Source organism: Mesoflavibacter sp. SCSIO 43206 (assembly GCF_019904215.1).
In the GTDB taxonomy this organism is placed as follows: Bacteria; Bacteroidota; Bacteroidia; order Flavobacteriales; family Flavobacteriaceae; genus Mesoflavibacter; species Mesoflavibacter zeaxanthinifaciens.
Map to the genome: position 1 here is coordinate 896,421 of NZ_CP063201.1, position 22,269 is coordinate 918,689.

Here is a 22,269-nt window from a genome sequence, read left to right on the forward strand (position 1 = left end):
ATGATTAGTTTATTATCTGTTTATGTATACCCAAGCGGCTTTTTGTTTGCTTCCTTGATACTTCATGACAAAGTAGTAAGTCCCTACTGGTAACTCTTCTCCGTCATTTGATTGACCATGCCACTCATTGCTGTAAGAATCTTTAGAGTATACTAACGTACCATAACGGTTATAAATCTCTAAGCGTTGTACATCAAAACTGCTTAAGTCAAAGTTATCGTTAAATCCATCATTATTTGGTGATATACCTTGTGGGATAACACAACTCTCTAATTCAAAGACATCTACTGTTGCTGTGTTTGAACATTCTGTATCATTAAAAGTAACCTCAATGGTATAAGTACCTTCTGTTAATACGGTATCTAAATCTAAGCTGTTCTCGCCTGATATTATATTATCATTTTGGTCATACCATACAATACTTACTTCATCTGAAGTATAATTATCCGGTATCGCTGTTACTGTAATTGGTGCTGTCGCATTTGGACAGACCTCGTAAACTACATCTCCAAATTGTGTCTCTGGTGTTTCATAAAGTGCTATATCAAAACTTGTAATTGCATAACACTCACTTGCTGAAGAATTTTCAACTTTAACAAAAATTGTCTGAGGACTATTTGTATTAGAATATGCAGTTGGATTATTGATTGCATTTGTACTTGTTTCTGCATCTATTTGAGATGTATAATAAGATACAGACACATTTGTTTGTGTTCCTATTGTAACCGCTTCGTTAAGCGTTAAGTCAAATATATTACTTCCGCTACCATCATCACATAGTTCTTGATTTGGTGTTGTATATGCTTCTGGTGCATCATTAACTACCAAGTTAAAGCTAGTATTTGTAGATGCACATCCAGACATTGATCCTACTGCATCAATATCTTCAACTCTTACATAAATTTCAGTACCATCTACTGCTACGTAAGGTGAAGAAATAGCTGATGTACCTGATTGAGCATCAGATAATGTTTCATGATAAGTAACAACAAATTCTGCATTACTTTGAGTACCTAAAATTGTAGCTGTTTGAGACTCTAAATCAAAACTAGCATTACCAGCACCTTCATCACAAGCTTCCATATCAGGTGCTTGGTTAGCATTAGCATCGTCAAAGAAATTAATATTAGCTATTATAGATGATGTAAAATCATCACAAATTCCTCCTCCAACAACACACTGGTAACTACCTGACTGGGTAGCGACTAAAGTTGGAGAGTTGATTCCTGCTTGATATATTCCGTCAATGTACCAATCATAAGAATCTACAGAATAAGCAGTATCTGCTGTTAAGGTAACAGATGTATAACCACATAAGTTAATATCATCACTTTCTCCATCAGGAGCTGTTGTTCCTTGTTCTACAACTATACCATCATAATCTAAAGTAACGTCACAAACCACATCACAATTTGTACCATCTGTAGGTCCAGATGTTTGAGTAAAGTTGTACGTACCAGATTGTTGAGAATAATTAGTTATTAAAATAACATATGTTGAATTCGCCGGAACTCCTGTTAATGTAATAGTTTCTGTTGCTGTAGCAGAGAAACTACAATCTGCAATATTAGGAGGTAATAACTCAAAACAACCTGTGTCTTGTCCTGTAAATGGTCCCCAAACTATAAAGTCAATATCTAAACCTGTTCCCGCATCGTTTGTTTGAGCTAATTGGAAAGTATAATCTCCTGGATCATCAAACTGAATTGTGTTCCATTGCGGATCTGGTTGACTTCCTAAACAATCATAATCTAAGTATGGAGGAGCTGTTTGATCTCCTACAATACTAGGATAAAATATAGTTGGATCTGCACAAATAGGTAAAGCATCTGTACAATATGTAGGTGCGCCTAGAGTTTGTATACATAAGTCAAAAGTGATTGATGTTGGTGTTGAACCAGCTGAAAATACTCTTATATAATATGTATTACCTACTGTTAACGTAGGTGTTAAACTGAAGTCATCTGTTGTACAATATAACTGAGTTAAATTATTACAGTCTGTTCCTTCATAAACAGCATGATCTACATTAAAGCCACCTACAACATTTTGTATTTGTATAATTTGTTGATCACCAACTGCTGTAAATTGGAACCAAACATCATCATCTGCACTAGTTGTACATGATCCATTTGGATAACCTGAATCTGTAGCTTCTAATAATGTTCCTGAATTAACTACTGTACAACTTTCATCTGAATTTACAGAAGCTATAGTAGCATTACATGGGTTATCATTATCCGGTGGACAAGCAGCTAATGATATTGCTTGACTTGTAATCACACAGTTTCCATCTTGTTCATTTGAAACAGTAAATATAATATCTGTATTAAACGGATAAGGCCCAAATAGAGGAGTTACAGAACCTGTAGACGATACACTTACTGGAGGATTACCTTGGTTATCTTGAATAGATAATGATGTTGCATCTCCTAAAGAAGTAATATCTACATCTACTAAGAATTGATCTCCATTTGCACAATCATCTACCACAACAAAAGTTGCAGTTGGATTAACACAAGTAGCACAACTTACAGTTACATCAATTGATGTATAGTTGTTACCTTGACAGTTTACACTTCCGTCTGACTGAACTTGGAATGAAATTGTAGATCCTGTTGATTGATAAGTTAGACCACTTAAGTTTCCACCGTTACCATAAGGTGTAGCTGCATTTAAATCTGTTGATCCGTCAGAGTCTAAAACTACTAGTTCATCAAAGTTCTGTTCTACTTGTCCAGCATTAAACGTTATGTTTAATGGTGTTGTACCATCTGCACTTGTAAATGTGAATACATTAGTATCGTTATTCTCATAACAATATGTTAGTGTTTGTGGTCCACCATTAACACAATCTAATACAAAATTGGTTTGTGCTGGTGTTGTGAAGAAGTAAGGTCCTGCCCATACACTAGTATCTGCTCCACAAATTGCTTGTACATATACTTCATAATCTGTTTGAGGTGTTAGTGCTGATTCTGAAACTGTTGTTGTTCCAACTGTTGTTCCTGAGGTTGGTGTTCCTGTTCCTGCTGGTTGTACTACATAGTTCCATTGTGTTTCTGGTCCACTTGGTGTCCAAGAAATATCTGCTGAAGTTGCTGTAATATTCGAAGCTGTTAAGTTTGTTGGTGCAATACAGAATGTTCCACAAGTTTCTACCTGCATTTGATCAATAGCTATATCACCTTCAAATCCTGTTCCTGCGCCTCCGTAGCTAAATTCTACATAAATTACTTGTCCTAAATAAGCATCTAAGTTTATACCTATTGGTACCCATGCTTCTGTAGCGTCTGTTTGGTAGTCTCCTATCCAAGTGTATTCTGTTGTGAATGGACCAGTTGGAGATGTAGACACACCTACATTTAAAGTTCCTATATCATCACCAAATGCATGCATATAAAATGATAACTCTGCGCCATCTACCGCTGGTGTTAAATCTATTGCTGGTGAAATGGCTGAGGCTATATCTGAAGCACTACCAGATGCTTCATATTCTAAGTGCGCTCCTGCATTACCATCCCATGTTACGTTTGGTCCCGTTCCAAATGAATTTCCGTTTTCTGTTGTAATACGCCAATTTCCATTAGAACCATCAAAACCTGTTCCTGTCCATCCTGCTGGTGCTGTTCCTGAAGTTGCTCCAAAAGTTTCTGTAAACACAAAAGTAGATCCTCCAGAAGAACATGTTACACCTAATGGTGGTGGCGGTGGTGTGTTTAATGTTGTAAAGTTTATTGGTCCTGCCCAAACACTTGTACCGTTACCACAATCTGCTAATACATAAGCTTCATAAGCAGTACTCGAGTTTAATAATGTTGCAGTATATGGGTTTGTTGTTACAGCTGTTCCTGCTCCTGTTGGCACGCCTGTTCCTGCTGGTTGTACAACTACTTCCCAAGCTGTTTCTCCATTGTTAGCTGTCCAAGAAATATCTGCTGTAGTATCTGTAACATTTGCTACTGCTAATCCTGTTGGAGCTACACAAAAGTTACCACAAGTTTCTACTCTTACTTGGTCTATAGCCATATCGCCTTCCCAAGTCTCTCCTGTTCCTACATAACTAAATTCTATATAAATAACTTGACCTAAGTAAGCGTCTAAGTTTATACCTATTGGTACCCATGCTTCAGAAGCAGAGGTTTGATAATCTCCTATCCAAGTATATTCTGTTGTAAATGGTCCTGTTGCAGACGTAGATACACCCACGTTTAAAGTTCCTATGTTTGAACCAAACGCATGCATATAAAAGGATAACTCTGCACCGTCTACTGCAGTTGATAAATCAATTGCTGGTGTAATTGCTGAAGCCACATTAGTAGTATTACCTGAAGCTTCATATTCTAAATGTGTTCCTGCGTTACCATCCCATGTAACATCTGGACCAGTTCCTGAAGAGTTTGCACTTACGCCTGTAATATCCCAGTTACCATTACTATCTGCAAAAGTTGTTCCTGTCCATCCTGATGGTACATAGTTTGTATCATTTCCAAAATCTTCTGTAAAGATAAATGTTGATGTTCCACTAGAACATGTTACACCTACTGGTGCTGGTGGTGGTGTGTTAAACGTTGTGAAGTTTACTGGTCCCACCCAGTTACTAAACCCATCAGTATCACAATCAGCTCTTACATAAACTTCATAAGCTGTACTTGGTGTTAAACCACTTGCTGGATAAGGGTTGTTAGTCGATGTTGTTGTACCATCTGTTGTTGGCTCACCTGTTCCTGCTGGTTGCACCCAGATTTGCCATTCAGTCTCTGATCCGCCTGCTGACCAGGTAACATCTGCTGTACTGTCTCCTGTCGTTGTTGCTGTTAAAGTTAATGGTTCAGGACATATCACATCAAAAATAGACACATCATCAAAAGCAAATCCTTCATCCTGAACAGATCCATCTGATCCAAAAGCTATTCTTAGCTGAACACTACTTTCTCCTGCTAAGCCTACTAAAGCATGACGTGCAGTTACCCATCCATTAGATCCAGAACCATCTCGACCTGTCCATCCTTCTTGTTGCCCTCCAGGGTTACCATTAATTGTAGTGTCTGTATACCAATTGTTAGGATCTCCAAAAGCACCAACATTTTGCCATGTTGTTCCTCCATCGATAGATGACTGTAATACAGTTCCATCCCAACTAAACTCTGATTCCCACCAAATACTCATTTCAATGCTTGGTGATGATAATGTTGACAAATCAAAAATTGGACTACTTACAAAAGAGTCCTCGTTACTATTATAATTTCCGGTTAGATTTGTTACCCATGAGTTACTACCAGATGCTGCACTATTTATAATAGTAGCTGCTGGCGTTCCTAAAGCCCATGTTCCTGTACCGTTTGCTGTCCAGCCACCATCTCCAGATTCGAAATCTTCTGAGTAAGGATAACTGGTAATTTGTGAAAATGATTGTATGCTAGAAAATAAAGCAATCAAACAAATTAGTAGAGTAGTTTTTTTCATATTAATTAATGAGATGTTTAGTTTTAGAAACATCTAAGCTATTAAAAAAAACCTACTACTACTTGCCCTAAATAGTTAATATAGATAAAATGTTTTAATTTATCGTTTAAAAGAAAACAGCGACTAATCCCTTAATGACTATCGATTAAGGGGCAGGATTAGGTATTATGGAATGAATTTGATTTATTTTTTCTAAAATACCTGAAGATAATTCAATATTAATACTTGAAATATTTTCTTTAAGTTGCTCTAAATTAGTTGCTCCAATAATATTACTAGTTATAAATGGTCTTTGATTAACAAAAGCCAATGCCATTTGCGCTAAGCTAAGATTATTAGCTTCTGCTAGCTCTAGATATTTTTTTGTTGCAATTGTTGAATTTTCACTACTGTATCTTGCAAATCTAGGAAACAATTTTAATCTAGAGTTTTCTCCTGCAGTTCCTTTAATATATTTACCTGATAACACACCAAATGCCATAGGCGAATAAGCCAACATACCAATATTTTCTCTAATAGAAACCTCAGCCATATCTCCTTCAAAAACTCGGTTAATTAATGAGTACGCATTCTGAATGGTTATTGGTCTTATTAAGTTGTGCTTTTTAGATTCTTCTAAATAGCGCATTGTTCCCCATGCTTTTTCGTTAGAAAGTCCTGCAAAACGAATTTTCCCTTCTTTTTTTACAGCCTCTAACTGCTCTAAAACGTCTTTAAAATTATCTTCCCATTTGTCATTTGGATTATGATTATAATCTCTTACCCCAAACGTATTGGTTTGTCGTTCTGGCCAATGTAACTGAAACAGATCTATATAATCTGTTTGTAATCTTTTTAATTCTTTTTCTACAGCATCTTTAACAGATCCTTTTTGAAATCCTGATGTACGTATGTGTGCAGTATAATCGCCTGGTCCAGCTATTTTTGATGCGATGACAACTTTTTCTCTATGTCCTGTTTTTTTAAGCCATGTCCCTATTATTTCACTAGTTCTTCCTTGTGTTTTTGCTTCGGCAGGTACTGGATATAGCTCTGCTGTGTCTATAAAGTTTACGCCTTGTTCTAACGCGTAGTCTAATTGCGCATGACCTTCTTGTTCGGTATTTTGATTTCCCCAAGTCATAGTACCTAGGCAAATTTTACTCACTTTTATATCTGTGTTTGGAAGCGTTGTATATTTCATTTTTTGGATAGTTTACTTTTTAACAAATATAAAAAGACCTTTAATTAAATAATTTAACTAAAGGTCTAAATGTTTGTTAAGAAATTTTTACTGAAAGTTGGCTGAAAATTTTAGTCCTATTTTTATGAAAGAACCTTTGCTTAAGCCTGCACTTCGACTGCGCTCGGTATGACACGTTAGGGATTATTCCTTATTATTTATTTCAAATTAACGTATTCATAATCACTTCATAGTTAAGCAATTGTTGGAGCACATCTTTGATTGCGACTTGCGAAAGCCCGACCACTTGCACTGAGCATAGTCGAAGTGTGTGGTAACACCCTAATTATTTAGTAACTCTGTGATTTTGTCTAATTTTGGTGTTAAAATAACCTCTATACGACGGTTTTTTGCTTTTCCTTCTGCTGTGTCGTTAGTTGCTACGGGAGCATACTCGCCACGACCTGCTGCTGTCAAACTTTCTGGATTAATGTTTTTATTTTCTTGAAGAATATTAACTATTGCTGTAGCACGTTTGGTTGATAAATCCCAGTTGTCTTTTACGTTTCCGTTACCAGAATACGGATCATTATCTGTATGTCCTTCTATCAATACTGAAATGTCTGGATTATCTGCCAACACAGTTCCTAACTGCTTTACGGCTTGTTTACCTTGTGTTCCTACTGCCCAACTACCTGATTGGAATAACAATTTATTTTCCATAGATACATAAACTTTTCCGTTACGTTTTTCTACGGTTAATCCTTTACCTTCAAAATCTACTAACGCACTTGAAATGGCGTCTTTTAACGCATTCATTTCGGCTTCTTTTGCAGATATTATAGCCTCAAGATCTGCTACACGTTGCGATCTTGCTTCTAGTTCTTTTTTTAACTGCTCTAATCTAGCGTTTTCAGAAGCTAATGCTTGCTCTTTAGCTTCTAATTGCGCTAATAATTCTCTATTTTTTTTAGTATTTGCTGCAATTGCAGAACTACTATTTGCTTCTAAAGCGTCATATGATGCTTTTAAAGTATCATAATTAGTTTTTGTTGCTGCTAAATCTGCTTGTAATTGATCACGATTTGCTACAGCTTCGTCATATTTTGCTTGTAATGAAGCTAAATCATTTTCAGCTTGGTTTTTTGCTTTTTGCAAATCATTATTTTGGTCTTTTAACGATCTATTTTCTTTCTTTAAATCTGCATATTTACTTTCTAGTTCTTTGTACACTTTTGGCGATACGCAACTTGAAAATACAAAAGCTGAAAGCATTAAAGTTAAAAAGGTGTTTTTCATTGTTTAATTAATTTGGGTTTATTGTTTATTAGTTTTCTAGCTCTAGCAAAATTGGACAATGGTCACTATGTTTTGCTTCTTGTAATATAACTGCTCTTTTTATTTTTTGTTGTAATGGCTCGCTAACCATTGCGTAATCTAAACGCCAACCTTTATTGTTTGCTCTTGCATTGGCACGGTAGCTCCACCACGAATATTCTTGTCTTTCTGGATGAAGAAATCTAAAAGAATCTATAAATCCGCTATCTATAAAGCTTGTTAACCACTCGCGTTCTTCGGGTAAAAATCCTGAAACGCCTTTCATTTTTGGGTTATGAATATCTATTTCTTCATGACAAATATTGTAATCTCCACAAACCACAAGATTAGGTCTTTCTTGACGTAAATCATTTAAATATTGATGAATCATGTCCATATATTCAAATTTATGCGATAATCTAGCATCGTTTGTTCCAGAAGGCAAATACATGCTCATCACCGATAAGTGTCCAAAATCTACACGCAAATTTCTACCTTCAAAATCCATAGATTCTATTCCTGTTCCAAACTCGACATGATCTGGTTCGTTTTTACATAAAACTGCTACACCGCTATAACCCTTTTTTTGTGCGCTAAACCAATAATTATAATGGTAACCAGCGTCTTTAAACAAGTTTAAATCTAGCTGTTCTTCCATTGCTTTTATCTCTTGCAAACACAAAATATCTGGATTTGCACTTTTTAACCAATCTATAAATCCTTTGTTTATTGCAGCTCTAATTCCGTTAACGTTGTACGAGATAATTTTCATCTTAATTATTAATTTCTGCTAAAATAAATAATGCGTTACTTTTACAAGATGAATTATAGCCTTTTTAACTAAAAAATATTAACAAAATAAACTAACAATTTTGCTGTTATAGTTGTAGATGAAAAATTGCTTTACCTTTTTTATTTTCTTGTCAGTCTTTTTTGCTTTTGGGCAAGACCAAGATGCTTTAATGGTAAAGAAAACCATCGCTATCAAAGACACTATAAAAGTAGATAGTGTAAGTATAAATTCTATTTTTTTTGAATTAAAAACTAAAAGCAATCAGATTTTAGATACTACGTATTATGCTATAGATTTTGCAACGTCAACGCTTCAACTTTTAAAACCTATTGAAGGAGATTCTGTAATAGTAAGTTACCAAAAATATCCTGAATTTTTAACTAGAACTTACCAACAATTTGACAAAAGCGTTATTGTAGAAAGTACTGCAAACGTTGACAAACTTGTACAACTTAAACAACCCAATATTACCAACACTTTCACACCTTTTGATGGCTTAACCACTACTGGTAGTATAAGTCGTGGTGTGACTATTGGTAACAACCAAAATTCAGTTTTAAATAGCGAATTAGATTTACAAATAACCGGTAAATTAAACGACAAAGTCTCACTGCGTGCCAGTATACAAGATGCCAACATACCATTACAAGAAAGTGGTTACTCACAACGTTTAGACGAGTTTGACCAAGTGTTTTTAGAGCTTTTTAGTGACCGTTGGGCGATACGTGCTGGAGATATAGACTTACAAAACAACAACTCTTATTTTGCTAATTTTTCTAAGCGAGTTCAAGGCTTACAAATAAGAGCTAACTTGGGTGACGACAACCATCAAACCAATATTTTTGCGTCAGGCGCTTTGGTACGCGGACAATTTACCAACTACCAATTCATCGCTCAAGAAGGTAATCAAGGTCCGTACAAACTGCAAGGTCCAAGTGGCGAGTTGTTTGTACTTATTGTTTCTGGAAGTGAAACCGTTTACGTAAATGGAGTACCGTTAAAAAGAGGAGAAAACGAAGATTATATTATAGATTACAATGCAGGTGAAATTATTTTCAACCCTACGTATCCTGTAACTTCAGAAATGAGAATTAGTGTTGATTTTCAATATTCTGAACGAAATTATTCTAGAATTGTCGCTTTTGGAGGTGGAAATTACAGTAGCGACAAACTAAAAATTGGCGCTTCTGTCTATTCAGAAAACGACTCTAAAAACAATCCGTTACAGCAAAATATCTCTCAAGCACAAGCTGAAATTTTAAGCAACGCAGGTGATGATCAAAACCTAATGACAGCGCCTTCTGAAGTCCCAGAAGCCTATAATGAAAATAGAATTTTATATAGAAAAGAGATTATTAACGGAGAAGAGATTTACATATTCTCTAACAATTCAGATGACGAGCTTTACAGCGTTACCTTTACTTTAGTTGGAGATAATCAAGGTAATTATATACTATCATCGTCAAATGCCATTAATAATATTTATGAATACGTTGCTCCAATAAATGGCATACCACAAGGTAATTATGCACCTGTGGTACAATTAGTAGCACCAACACTTTTACAAATTGCTGTGGTAAATGGAGAATACTCGCCAAGCGAAAAAACAAACGTTAGTTTTGAATTAGCTGGTAGCAAAAACGATCTTAACCTATTTTCTAATTTAGATGATGAAAACAATAATGGCTATGCAGGTAAATTAACCGTAGAACAGTCCATAATCAAGCAAGATAGTCTTTGGAATCTTAATGCAATTGCAGATATAGATTACATCAATCAAGATTTTAAAACTATACAACGTTTATACCGACCAGAATTTAATCGCGACTGGAATTTAAGTCAAAACAGCACCAATCTTCAAAATACAACCTTAGGAAATCAAGCTTTAATTTCGGCAGGTTTTGAGGCTTTTCATCCCGAAAAAGGAAATGCAAGCTACAATTTTCAGCATTTAAATTACTCTGGTACATTTAGTGGAAGCAAACATAATTTAAACACCAATTTAAGACTTAAAAAACTTAATATTTCATCACAATCAAGTCTGTTAAATTCGGATGGAACGCTAAACGAATCTCGATTTTTCAGAACCTACAACAAAGCTATTTACGCTTTAAAAAAACAATGGTTTGGTGCTGGTTTTTCTGCTGAAGAAAACAAAGAGCGCATTAAAGAAACTCAAGCTTTTACAGACCTATCTCAACGTTTTATAGCTTATCAAGCTTTTACAGGAATTGGTGATAGCACTAATGTTTTTGCAGAAGTTGGTTATAAATTTAGAGTTAATGATAGTATTCAAAATCAAAAATTAACTCGTGTTAACACCTCAAACACTTACTATTTAGATTCGCGTTTGATAAGTAACAAAAACACCAATCTATCAATGTATATTAATTACCGTACGCTGACTTATGAAGATGAAGACATTGCAGACGAAAACTCTCTAAACTCGCGTATATTATTCAATCAAAAGTTTCTAAAAAATGGTATTATTTGGAATACTGCTTTCGAGACTAATTCTGGCTCTTTACCTCAACAAGATTTCACTTACGTGCAAGTAGAACCTGGTCAAGGCGCATACACTTGGATTGATTATAATAATAACGGTATACAAGAATTAGAAGAATTTGAAATTGCTCAATTTACCGATCAAGGCGAATATATTCGTGTGTTATTACCTAATCAAGTTTATATAAAAACACACCAAAACAGATTGAGTCAAACCCTAACTTTAAACCCTATAAATTGGGTAAATTCAAAGCAAAAAGGAAAAAAATTATTATCTAAATTTTACAATCAAACCAGTTATCTAATTGATAGAAAAATTAGAAGAAACGGTGATAATTTTGATTTAAATCCTTTTAAAAAAGATGAAGACAATCAATTAGGACTTAACCAAAATTTTAGAAATGTACTGTTTTTTAATCGTGGCAAGCAACGCTATACAACGTCTTACACGTATTTAAACAATCAATCTAAAAGCACACTAAGTTTTGGGTTTATAGAAAACAAATTGAAAAGTCACCAATTAAATTTTACGCACAAAATAGCTAATAGTTGGTTGGTTACTTTAACGTCTACTTTAGAAAATCAATTTAATAGAAGTGAAAACTTTAGCAGTAAAAATTTCGATTTAGATACTGAAGCTTTCAACCCTAAATTATCATATTTATTAAATGATAATGTACAATTTGACGTGTTTTATCAATATACAAACAAAGAAAACACGATTAATAATTTAGAAACTTTACAGCAGCAAAAGTATGGTTTATCATTTGCGTTTTCGCCTAAAAACAATGCACAATCTGGCGCAATTTCTGCTGAATTTAACGTATTCGACAACAACTTTACAGGCAACGCCAACAGTCCTGTAGCTTATCAATTATTAGAAGGTTTACAACCAGGAAAAAACTTCACTTGGACACTTTTAGCGCAAAAAAAACTAACCAAATTTTTAGATTTAAACCTTAATTATTTTGGCAGAAAAACTGAAACCTCCAAAACCATTCATACCGGTAACGTACAGTTAAAAGCTTATTTTTAAGCATTTACGTATTTTAAAAACTTCCATTTGTTAAAACCCTTTAAAAAACGTATACTATGGCAATAACCACAATACGTTTTAATGAAAGATTTTATAATTATTGGAGCTGCACAAGCTGGATTATCTATGGCTTATCACTTAAAGAAAAATCAAAAAGATTTTCTAATAATTGATAAAGAAGACCAAATTGGTGCCTCTTGGCTTAACCGTTGGAATTCGTTAAAACTTTTTACACCAACCGAATTTAATCACCTTGCAGGAATGCCTTTTCCTGCACCTAAAGGACATTATCCTGACAAATACGAAGTCGCAGATTACTTTAAATCTTATGTAGAAAAATTTGATTTCCCACTGCAATTAAACACGCTTGCAGAACGCATTGAAAAAGAAGACAATCATTTTATTGTAAAAACTAATAAAGGTGATTTAAAGTGCAAAGAAGTTATTGTAGCTACTGGACCGTTTCATATTCCTTATACTCCAAAATTTCATAATAATCTCTCCGAAGATATTTTTCAAATACATAGTAATTACTACAAAAATCCAGAACAACTTAAAGATGGCGCAACACTGGTTGTTGGTGGCGGCGATAGCGGATTTCAAATTTTAGATGAAATTTCAAAACAAACCAATAAAAAAACTTATTTCTCAGGAAACACAGATATCAAAACTTTACCACAAGAAATCTTAGGAAAAACGCTTTGGTGGTGGTTTACTATAACAGGCTTTTTAAGTTTTAGTAAGGACTCTTGGCTTGGAAAAAAGATTAGTAAATCTAAACAGCCAATTATTGGTACAGATGTAAAATCTATTATTAAAAGAGATAACGTTATACCAGTTGGATATACACTTGACGCCGAAGAAAACACAATAAAAACATCAAAACAAATCCTTAAAGATGTAAAGAATATTGTTTGGGCAACCGGTTATAAACCCAACTTTAATTGGATAAAAAATATTGAGTTAACCCAAAATGGCTATCCAAAACATCATCGTGGTATTAGCACAACAAACGGACTATATTTTATTGGTTTACCATGGTTACACACACGTGGATCTGCTACTTTAGGCGGCATAAAAAAAGACGCCAATTACCTAGCTAATAATATTTTATAAATAAAAATCCTTAATTAAAAACGTTCTATATTAGCAGTCATATGTAACTTTTGTAACAGTTTAATTCCTTTAATTTTGTAATTTCGTAAGGTATGAACAAAATATTGGCATTAACATATTCGTTTCTGATTCTTATTCAAAGTTTCAATATTAACTTAGACGACATTTCTAAGATTAATGCCTTGATTGATCATGCTCAATTTCATAAAGAAATGTATGGCGATTCTTTTTTTGATTTTTTAGCTGAACATTATGGTGAAGCTAGAGATAATCATGAAAACGATCATAAAGAACATAAAGATTTACCTTTTAAAGACAATCACCACATGTGTACGCACATAAATTTGTCTTTTATAAGTCCTAACATTTCATTTAAAATAAACAATACAGAGTTTATTGAAATTCCTTTTAATTTCATCTACAAAGAATCTTTTACTTCATTTGAAAAACCATCTGTTTTTCAACCACCTAAACACGCATAATTCATTTTAAAACTCATCCTGTTTTCAATTGCAGACAGGCACTTTTCAATTTTATTATTATGAATTATGTTAGAAAAAATCATAAAATCAAGCTTAAATAATAAGCTTATTATTTTCCTTTTTACAGCATTTATTATTGGTTTCGGAATTTTCTCTTTGACCCAAATTCCTATTGGCGCTGTACCAGATATTACCAACAACCAAGTCCAAGTGATTACCACATCACGCAACTTATCAACCCAAGATGTTGAGCAATTTATCACCTATCCTGTCGAGCTAGAAATGGCTAATTTACCAGGCGTAGAAGAGATAAGATCAGTTTCAAAATTTGGTCTTTCTGTAGTGACTATTGTGTTTGAGGACAATATGGGTACTTACCTACCAAGACAATTAATTGCCGAAAAAATCAAGTCAGCTTCAGAGAAAATTCCAGACGGATTTGGTTCGCCAGAAATGGGACCAATTACCACTGGTTTGGGTGAAATCTATCAATACATTTTGGATGTAAAACCCGAATATAAAGACCAATATTCAACTACCGATTTGCGCACCATACAAGACTGGATTGTTAAGCGTCAACTATCAGGTATACCTGGTGTTGTGGAAGTCAATACTTGGGGCGGATTTTTAAAGCAATACGAAGTTGCCATTAACCCAAACAAGCTAAATGCTATGAAGATTTCGGTATCCGAAATTTACGACGCATTAGAAAAAAACAATAGTGTTGCTGGTGGCGGATATATTGAAAAAACTAACGAAGCCTATTTTATTCGTGGCGAAGGTTTGGTTAAAAACCTTGAAGATATAGAGCAAATCGTAGTCAAAAATGAAGGTACACCAATTTACATAAAAGATGTTGCTAAAGTAGGTTTTGGAAGTGCCACACGTTTTGGAGCCATTACCGGTAACGGTGAAGGCGAAAAAGTGCTTGGGCAAATTATGATGCTTAAAAACGGTAACTCTAAAGCTATTATAGACGCTGTAAAAACACGCGTAGAAGACATCCAAAAAAGTCTACCAGAAGGTGTTTACATCAACGGATTTTTAGAACGTAGCGAACTGATTGGTAAAACAACCTTTACCGTGTCTGAAAACCTAATTTTAGGATCATTAATCGTCATTTTTGTTGTGGTTTTATTACTCGGTAATTTACGCTCGGGTTTGGTCGTTGCGTCTGTTATTCCGTTAAGTTTATTATTCGCCATTTCAATGATGAACATATTTGGTGTTGATGCCAATTTAATGAGTCTTGGTGCAATAGATTTCGGGATTATTATTGATGGTGCAGTGATTATTGTCGAGTTTATCGCCTTTAGAATTATAACCGAAAGTGAAAAACTAAAATCACTCACTAAAGAAGCTAAACAGTCCGAAATTGACCAAATCACGTTAAAAAGCGCCTCAAAAATGATGAATTCTGCCATTTTCGGGCAATTAATCATCTTAATAGTCTTTATTCCTATTTTATCATTAAGCGGTGTAGAAGGTAAAATGTTTAAGCCTATGGCATTGACGTTTAGTTTTGCATTAATTGGTGCAATGCTGCTATGTTTAACATACGTTCCTGTGGTATCATCTTTATTTTTGAAACCGAAAAAGCCAAGCGAAAAAAATATTTCCGTTAGGTTAATGAAAGTGCTTAACTCGTGGTACAAACCTACTATTAATTGGGCTTTGCAACACAAAAAAACAGTGATGAGTTTAGCCGGAATTTTACTAGTTATCAGCATCTTTTTATTTAGTAAAATGGGTGGTGAATTTGTGCCAACTTTGGACGAAGGAGACTTTGTTATTCAGCCAGTTTTAAAAACAGGAACATCACTTGGTAAAACCATTGAAATTACAACCAAAATTGAAAAGATTCTTCTAGAAAAATTCCCAGAAGTCGATCAAGTCGTTAGTCGTATTGGCGCTGCCGAAGTACCAACAGATCCAATGTCTATGGAAGAAAGCGATGTCATCATAAAACTAAAACCAAAAAACGAATGGGTAAGCGCAGAAAGTAAAGACGAATTAGCCAATAAATTTAAAGAAGCATTAAGCATCATTCCTGGTATGGAAGTGGAATTTACCCAACCTATCGAAATGCGTTTTAACGAGCTAATCACTGGTGTTAGAGCCGATGTTGCTGTTAAAATTTTTGGTGAAGATTTATCCATTTTGGCCAATAAAGCAGACGAAGTCAAAGAATTAATTAAAGATGTTGAAGGTGCTTCAGATATCATCATTGAAAAAGTTGAAGGTTTACCACAAATGAGCGTGTCTTTCAACCGAAGTAAAATTGCACGTTACGGACTTAATATTTCAGATATTAATCAAATAATTTCAATGGGATTTGCTGGCGGAACTGTTGGGCAAGTTTTTGAAGGCGAAAAGCGCTTTGATTTAGTAATGCGTTTAGATCAAAACAATAGAAAAAATCTAGCCAGTCTTCAAAATTTATATATCGATACACCAAGTGGAACAAAAATTCCGCTTAGCGAATTAGCAGAGATCACTTACACCACTGGACCTGCAAAAATTTCAAGAGATGACACCAAACGTCGTATCGTCGTTGGGATCAATGTTCGTAATCGTGACTTGCAATCGGTAGTAGATGATGTCAGAGCCATTCTAGATCAACAATTAAAATTACCTGTTGGTTACAATGTAACTTATGGTGGACAATTTGAAAACTTACAAAGTGCCAAAGCACGTTTAATGATTGCGGTACCAATTGCTTTAGCCTTAATTTTCTTGCTACTATATTTTGCATTTGGTTCAGTAAAAGAAGCTTTATTAGTATACTCAGCTATTCCATTATCTGCTGTTGGTGGCGTATTGCTTTTATGGCTACGCGATTTACCGTTTAGTATCTCGGCAGGTGTTGGTTTTATTGCGCTTTTTGGAATTGCTGTACTTAACGGTATTGTGCTTATCGAGCATTTTAAAGAATTAAAAGAACACGGTATGGATGATATTGAAGAACGCATAAAGCGTGGAACTTCAGAGCGTTTGCGACCTGTTTTACTAACCGCAGCAGCAGCAGCTTTAGGGTTTTTACCTATGGCGGTTTCGACCAATGCTGGTGCCGAAGTTCAACGTCCTTTAGCAACCGTAGTCGTTGGCGGATTAGTCACTGCAACCGTATTAACCCTAATCGTGTTACCCGTTTTATACGCGTGGTTTGAAACTAAAAAAGAAGTCAAAATCAACAAAACAGTAATAATTACCATTCTCGGTTTCTTTTTTATGATGAATGCTAACGCGCAAAATAAATTAAGCATTGAAGAAACTTTAGCTCTAGCTATTGAAAATAACTCAGGCTTAAAAGCGTCAAATCTTAAGGTAGACGAAAGCAATGCTTTAATAGGAAGCGCTTTTAGTTTTGATAAAATGTCTATTTATTACAGTTATGACGAAAATAATTTAGCCATAAACAATCAACCATTAAAGGTGTTTGGTATTGCTCAAGATTTTAAGTTTCCGACGGTATATTTTGCGGAAAAGAAAACCAATAAAGCAAAAGCTAGTTTAGAAGAAACGCATTACAATCTCAGGTTTGAGCAATTACAGCAAGCAGTTTATGCCAACTATTACCAGTTGAGTTATTCTAAAAACAAGGCGAAAACTTACAAATATTTAGATAGTCTGTATCAAGATTTTGCCAATAAATCTAAACGTCGCTTTGAACTTGGCGAAACCAATTATTTAGAAATGATTACCGCTAAATCCAAACAAAAACAGTTAGAAACCTTGTATAAACAAGCACTTAAAGAAGTTGCATTTTCTAAAGAGCAATTAAAAAGTGTTGTACAAGTTGATAGTTTAGAGATTGTAGACCAACCGCTTGAACAGTTACAAATCGAAGTTATGTCAACACAAAATAATGTTGGTTTACACTATTTTGAACAAGCTAAAAACTATCAAAACGCCATCTATCAACAGGAAAAACAAAACCTGTTACCAGACATTAGCGTCGAGTATTTTCAAGGTACAAACGACCAGTTAAATACCAATTTAAAAGGCTATCAATTAGGGTTGAAAATTCCGTTGTTGTTTTCTGGCAATGCTTCAAAAATAAAAGCTTCAAAAATTGCTAAAGACATTATTACAGAGCAACAACAAGATTATAAAACCAAATTAAACACTAAGTATAATGCACTTTTGACGACTTTAGCGCAATACGAAGAAGCTGTAAATTACTATAATAATGAAGGTGAAGAGCTGAAAAATCAAATTATAAAAACCGCAAACCGTACGTTTAAAGAAGGTGAAATTGACTTTTTTCAATACATACAAAGTCTTGAAACCGCTAGCGAAATTGAATTATCGTATCTAGAAAATTTAAACGCTTACAATCAAACCGTAATACAAATTAATCACTTGACATTAAATATTAATTAAAATGAAAGCCCATAATGGGCATTTGACAAATAAAGACCAATAACTTTAGAAAAGTAAATAACCGAACCAATGGTTCTTGAAAATTTTAAATCTATGAAACATATATATATACTTCTTTTATCGCTTTTATTTTTAACCTGCGGAAATAAAGAAAACAAAACAGAAACGCTTGAAAACACACCTACCAAAAGCAATGCAATAACAGTAACTAAAGCACAATTTGAAAGCGAGCAAATGGTTTTAGATAGTTTGAAAACACTTGATTTTTCAACAGGAATTGCCGTTACCGGAATGATAGACGTGCCACCAAAAAACAAATCGAGTATCACGACATTTATTGGTGGATATATTACAAACACACCACTTTTAGTTGGTGACGAAGTTAAAAAAGGACAACTTTTGGTAAGCTTAAAAAATCCTGAGTATGTCGAAATTCAGCAAAACTATTTAGAAATCGCAGAGCAACTTAATTATTTGAAAGCTGAATTTAACAGACAAAAAACGTTATTTGACGAAAAAATAACTTCAGAAAAAAACTACCTAAAAGCACAAAGCACTTACAAAAGTAGTTTGGCTACTTACAACGGACTAAAGAAAAAATTACAAATGATGAATATTAGTCCAGCTGCTGTAGAACAAGGAAACATTACCTCAACCATTAGTTTATATGCACCAATTAATGGAAACGTCACTAAAGTAAATGTAAGTAATGGCGCTTATGTTGCGCCAAACGATGTGATATTAGAAATTGTAGATATTGACCATATTCATTTGGAATTATCAGTCTTTGAAAAAGACATTATGCACATTAAAAAAGGTCAAAAAATACTCTTTAAAATTCCTGAAGCTTCAGAAAAAACTTTTGAAGCAGACGTGCATTTAGTTGGCACTACCATTGATGAAACTACAAGACGTGTTAAAGTTCACGGACACGTAGATAAAGACTTAGCCAATTTTATTGTTGGTATGTTTGTAGAAGCTAACATTATTACAGACAGTAAAAAAGGTCTTGGCTTACCAAACGAAGCTATTGTAAGTGAAGACAAAAACAATTATGTGCTTGTTTTAGATGAAACAACTACTGATGGCTATCAATTTAAAAAGCTAAAAGTAAACATAGGTCAAGAAGACGAAAATGCTACAGAAATTTTAAATCCTGAAGCATTACAAAACAAACAAATATTAGTTAAAGGTATAGGAATGTTACTAGAAGAAGGTGGCAAAGGTGGACATAGTCATTAAACTAAAACGCCCAAAACATAAAGTTTTGGGCGAATTTTATTTATAAATTTCTGTTTTTACAGGAATTTTACATCTTCATTAACCATTCTTTTACATCAACTTCTTTTTTAATGATGTCGCGTAATTCTTCAACTTTAACACGTTTTTGCTCCATAGTATCTCTATGACGTATCGTTACAGTGTTATCTTCTAGACTTTCGCCATCTACAGTGATACAAAATGGCGTACCTGCTGCATCTTGACGACGGTAACGTCTACCTACTGCATCTTTCTCGTCATAGGTAACGTTAAAGTCCCATTTTAAATCGTCTACAATATCTTTTGCCATTTTAGTTAAACCTTCATCTTTTTTAACTAATGGTAAAATTGCTGCTTTTGTTGGTGCTAAAACTGCTGGTAATTTTAAAACGGTTCTTTCGCTTCCGTCTTCTAAAGTTTCATCTTGTAAACTGTTAGAAAACACTGCTAAAAACATACGATCTAAACCAATTGAGGTTTCTAAAACATAAGGCGTATAACTTGTATTGTCTTCGTTATCAAAATACTGAAGTTTTTTACCAGAATACTCTTCGTGTTGTTTTAAATCGAAATCTGTACGACTGTGAATTCCTTCTAATTCTTTAAATCCAAACGGGAATTTAAACTCGATATCTGTAGCTGCATCTGCATAATGTGCTAATTTTTCGTGATCATGGAAACGGTAATTATCTTCGCCTAAACCAAGCGATTTATGCCATTTAAGACGTGTTTCTTTCCAGTAATCAAACCATTCTTTTTGTGTTCCTGGTTTGATAAAGTATTGCATTTCCATTTGTTCAAACTCGCGCATTCTAAAGATAAATTGTCTTGCAACAATTTCGTTTCTAAAAGCTTTTCCTGTTTGAGCAATACCAAAAGGAATTTTCATACGTCCAGTTTTTTGCACGTTTAGGAAGTTTACAAAAATACCTTGTGCTGTTTCTGGACGTAAGTATAAATCCATTGCGCTGTCTGCACTTGCACCTAATTTGGTACCAAACATTAAGTTGAATTGCTTAACGTCTGTCCAGTTTTTACTTCCGCTTAATGGACATGCAATTTCTAATTCTTCAATTAAGGCTTTTACGTCTGCTAAATCTTCATTTTCTAAAGATTTACCTAGACGTTTTAGGATGGTATCAATTTTTTCTTGATAACCTAAAACACGACCGTTTGTGCTTAAAAATTCTTCTTTATTAAAAGCATCGCCAAAACGTTTTTCGGCTTTTTTAACTTCTTTTTCAATTTTAGCTTCGATTTTTAAGCAATAATCTTCAACTAAAACATCTGCACGGTAACGTTTTTTTGAGTCTTTATTATCAATTAACGGATCGTTAAAAGCATCTACGTGTCCAGACGCTTTCCAAGTGGTTGGGTGCATAAAAATTGCAGCGTCTAATCCTACAATATTATCGTGCATTTGCACCATAGCGCGCCACCAATAGTCGCGTATGTTTTTCTTTAATTCTACACCGTTTTGTGCGTAGTCGTAAACTGCGCTTAGTCCATCGTAAATTTCGCTACTTTGGAATACGTAACCATACTCTTTTGCGTGAGAGATTACTTTTTTAAATTGATCGTCGTTGTTTGCCATAATACAGCAAAGATAAACGTTTATAAAAAGTTTACAATATAATTTTTGGCTGATTTAAGCCTAATAATAAAGAAGAAAATTAGTCTAACAATATTGAAGTACTAGCTAAACGGTTGTCTTGGTTAAAAACGTTTACAAAATAAACACCTTGTTTAAAAGGTTCATCTTTATCAGCATCTATAAAAGTTGAAACTGCTAAATCTTTATTGTTAAAATTAACATCTAGTTTTTTACTGTAAATTAAGGATTGTTTTCCAAACTTAGCTTCGTCTTTATTTGAGACCACATTATTATTTGGATTAACTATTTGTATATAAATATCTTTTTTACCCTTAGTAATTAAATCATTTTTTGGTATTACAAATTCGACTAAAAGTTTGTTTGTTCTTTTTGCTTTATCTGTTGTTACAACCTTGTTTTTACTAACACGTTTTACTGCTTTTGCATCTAACATAGTAATTTGCATTTGACTTGCCTTAACAATGTGTTTATTTAAGGTTTCATTGCGTTTTTTAAGCTTTACATTTGTTTCTTTTAATGTATTGGCTTTAACTTTTATACTGCTTAATTGTTGTTTAGATTGAGTAACTTCTGTTTGTAAAGTTTTATTTTGAGTCTCTAAGTTATTAACTAAGTTAAGAATACGCGCCTTTTCTTCCTTAAGTAATTGTACTTTGGACTTATAATGAGTTAATAAATTGGCTGTGACTTCTAGTGTTTTTATAGAGTCTAACGCTTGTTCTAGTTTTAGCTTAGAAGCTTCTAATTGCAAACTTAATTCTTCGTTTTCAATATCTAAAGTATCAAATCTAGATATCATCTCTGACAACTCATTTTGAATTAAGCTTTTTTCTTGAGCTAAGTATGCATTATACTCTTCTAACTTATTTTGATTTTGAAATGTAAATACTCCTAAAACGGATAACGCTATTATCAATGAACCAATAATTAACTTGTAGTTATATGTTTGAGGGAAAACTATCATTGTTAATTTTTTTTGCAAAGTAAATAAGAAGAATAAAGACCATCAATAATTATCGATAAAACGAAAAAATAATTGATTAACTATGTTAATTGATTGTCAAATTATAATTACTGAAACCTAAATTTAGAAATATGTTTAATCATAGATTTTTAATATTAAATATTTAT

11 protein-coding genes are annotated in these 22,269 nt (G+C 33.8%); 5 read left to right on the forward strand and 6 right to left on the reverse strand.

Features of this window, described 5'->3' with window-relative positions:
* Positions 1-12: 12 nt before the first annotated feature.
* From INR78_RS04385 to INR78_RS04400, 4 genes are all read right to left on the reverse strand, one after another.
* Complete coding sequence (locus INR78_RS04385; protein ID WP_223077623.1) at positions 13-5,466, reverse strand: gliding motility-associated C-terminal domain-containing protein; 5,454 nt, start codon at positions 5,464-5,466, stop codon at positions 13-15.
* Positions 5,467-5,611: 145 nt separating this feature from the next.
* Positions 5,612-6,649, reverse strand: a complete 1,038-nt coding sequence (locus tag INR78_RS04390; protein ID WP_223077624.1) for an aldo/keto reductase — start codon at positions 6,647-6,649, stop codon at positions 5,612-5,614.
* Positions 6,650-6,970: 321 nt separating this feature from the next.
* The gene (locus tag INR78_RS04395; RefSeq protein WP_223077625.1) at positions 6,971-7,927 is read right to left on the reverse strand and encodes an OmpA family protein; all 957 of its coding nucleotides are present in this window, start codon (positions 7,925-7,927) and stop codon (positions 6,971-6,973) included.
* A 28-nt stretch (positions 7,928-7,955) separates the two neighbouring features.
* Entirely contained in the window at positions 7,956-8,717 is a 762-nt protein-coding gene (locus INR78_RS04400) for an exodeoxyribonuclease III (protein ID WP_223077626.1), read from the reverse strand.
* Between the two features lie 118 nt (positions 8,718-8,835).
* Between INR78_RS04400 and INR78_RS04405 the strand changes: the two genes are divergently transcribed.
* The 5 genes from INR78_RS04405 to INR78_RS04425 all read left to right on the forward strand — a co-directional run bounded on the left by INR78_RS04405 (position 8,836) and on the right by INR78_RS04425 (position 19,505).
* Positions 8,836-12,279 carry a hypothetical protein gene (locus INR78_RS04405; protein WP_223077627.1) on the forward strand — a complete coding sequence of 1,148 codons (3,444 nt, stop codon included), beginning with the start codon at positions 8,836-8,838 and terminating at the stop codon, positions 12,277-12,279.
* An 81-nt stretch (positions 12,280-12,360) separates the two neighbouring features.
* Positions 12,361-13,395, forward strand: a complete 1,035-nt coding sequence (locus INR78_RS04410; RefSeq protein WP_223077628.1) for an NAD(P)/FAD-dependent oxidoreductase — start codon at positions 12,361-12,363, stop codon at positions 13,393-13,395.
* A 92-nt stretch (positions 13,396-13,487) separates the two neighbouring features.
* The gene (locus INR78_RS04415; RefSeq protein WP_223077629.1) at positions 13,488-13,877 is read left to right on the forward strand and encodes a hypothetical protein; all 390 of its coding nucleotides are present in this window, start codon (positions 13,488-13,490) and stop codon (positions 13,875-13,877) included.
* Positions 13,878-13,943: 66 nt separating this feature from the next.
* A complete protein-coding gene (locus INR78_RS04420; RefSeq protein WP_223077630.1) occupies positions 13,944-18,263 on the forward strand; it encodes a CusA/CzcA family heavy metal efflux RND transporter in 4,320 nt (1,439 codons plus the stop codon).
* 93 nt (positions 18,264-18,356) lie between these two features.
* Positions 18,357-19,505, forward strand: a complete 1,149-nt coding sequence (locus tag INR78_RS04425; protein WP_223077631.1) for an efflux RND transporter periplasmic adaptor subunit — start codon at positions 18,357-18,359, stop codon at positions 19,503-19,505.
* A 67-nt stretch (positions 19,506-19,572) separates the two neighbouring features.
* Here INR78_RS04425 and INR78_RS04430 read toward each other — a convergent pair whose 3' ends face one another.
* Together INR78_RS04430 and INR78_RS04435 are read right to left on the reverse strand one after the other, a co-directional pair.
* The gene (locus tag INR78_RS04430; protein ID WP_223077632.1) at positions 19,573-21,117 is read right to left on the reverse strand and encodes a glycine--tRNA ligase; all 1,545 of its coding nucleotides are present in this window, start codon (positions 21,115-21,117) and stop codon (positions 19,573-19,575) included.
* A gap of 79 nt (positions 21,118-21,196) precedes the next feature.
* Positions 21,197-22,102, reverse strand: coding sequence for a hypothetical protein (locus tag INR78_RS04435; RefSeq protein WP_223077633.1), 906 nt, complete (start codon positions 22,100-22,102; stop codon positions 21,197-21,199).
* Between the last annotated feature and the right edge of the window lie 167 nt (positions 22,103-22,269).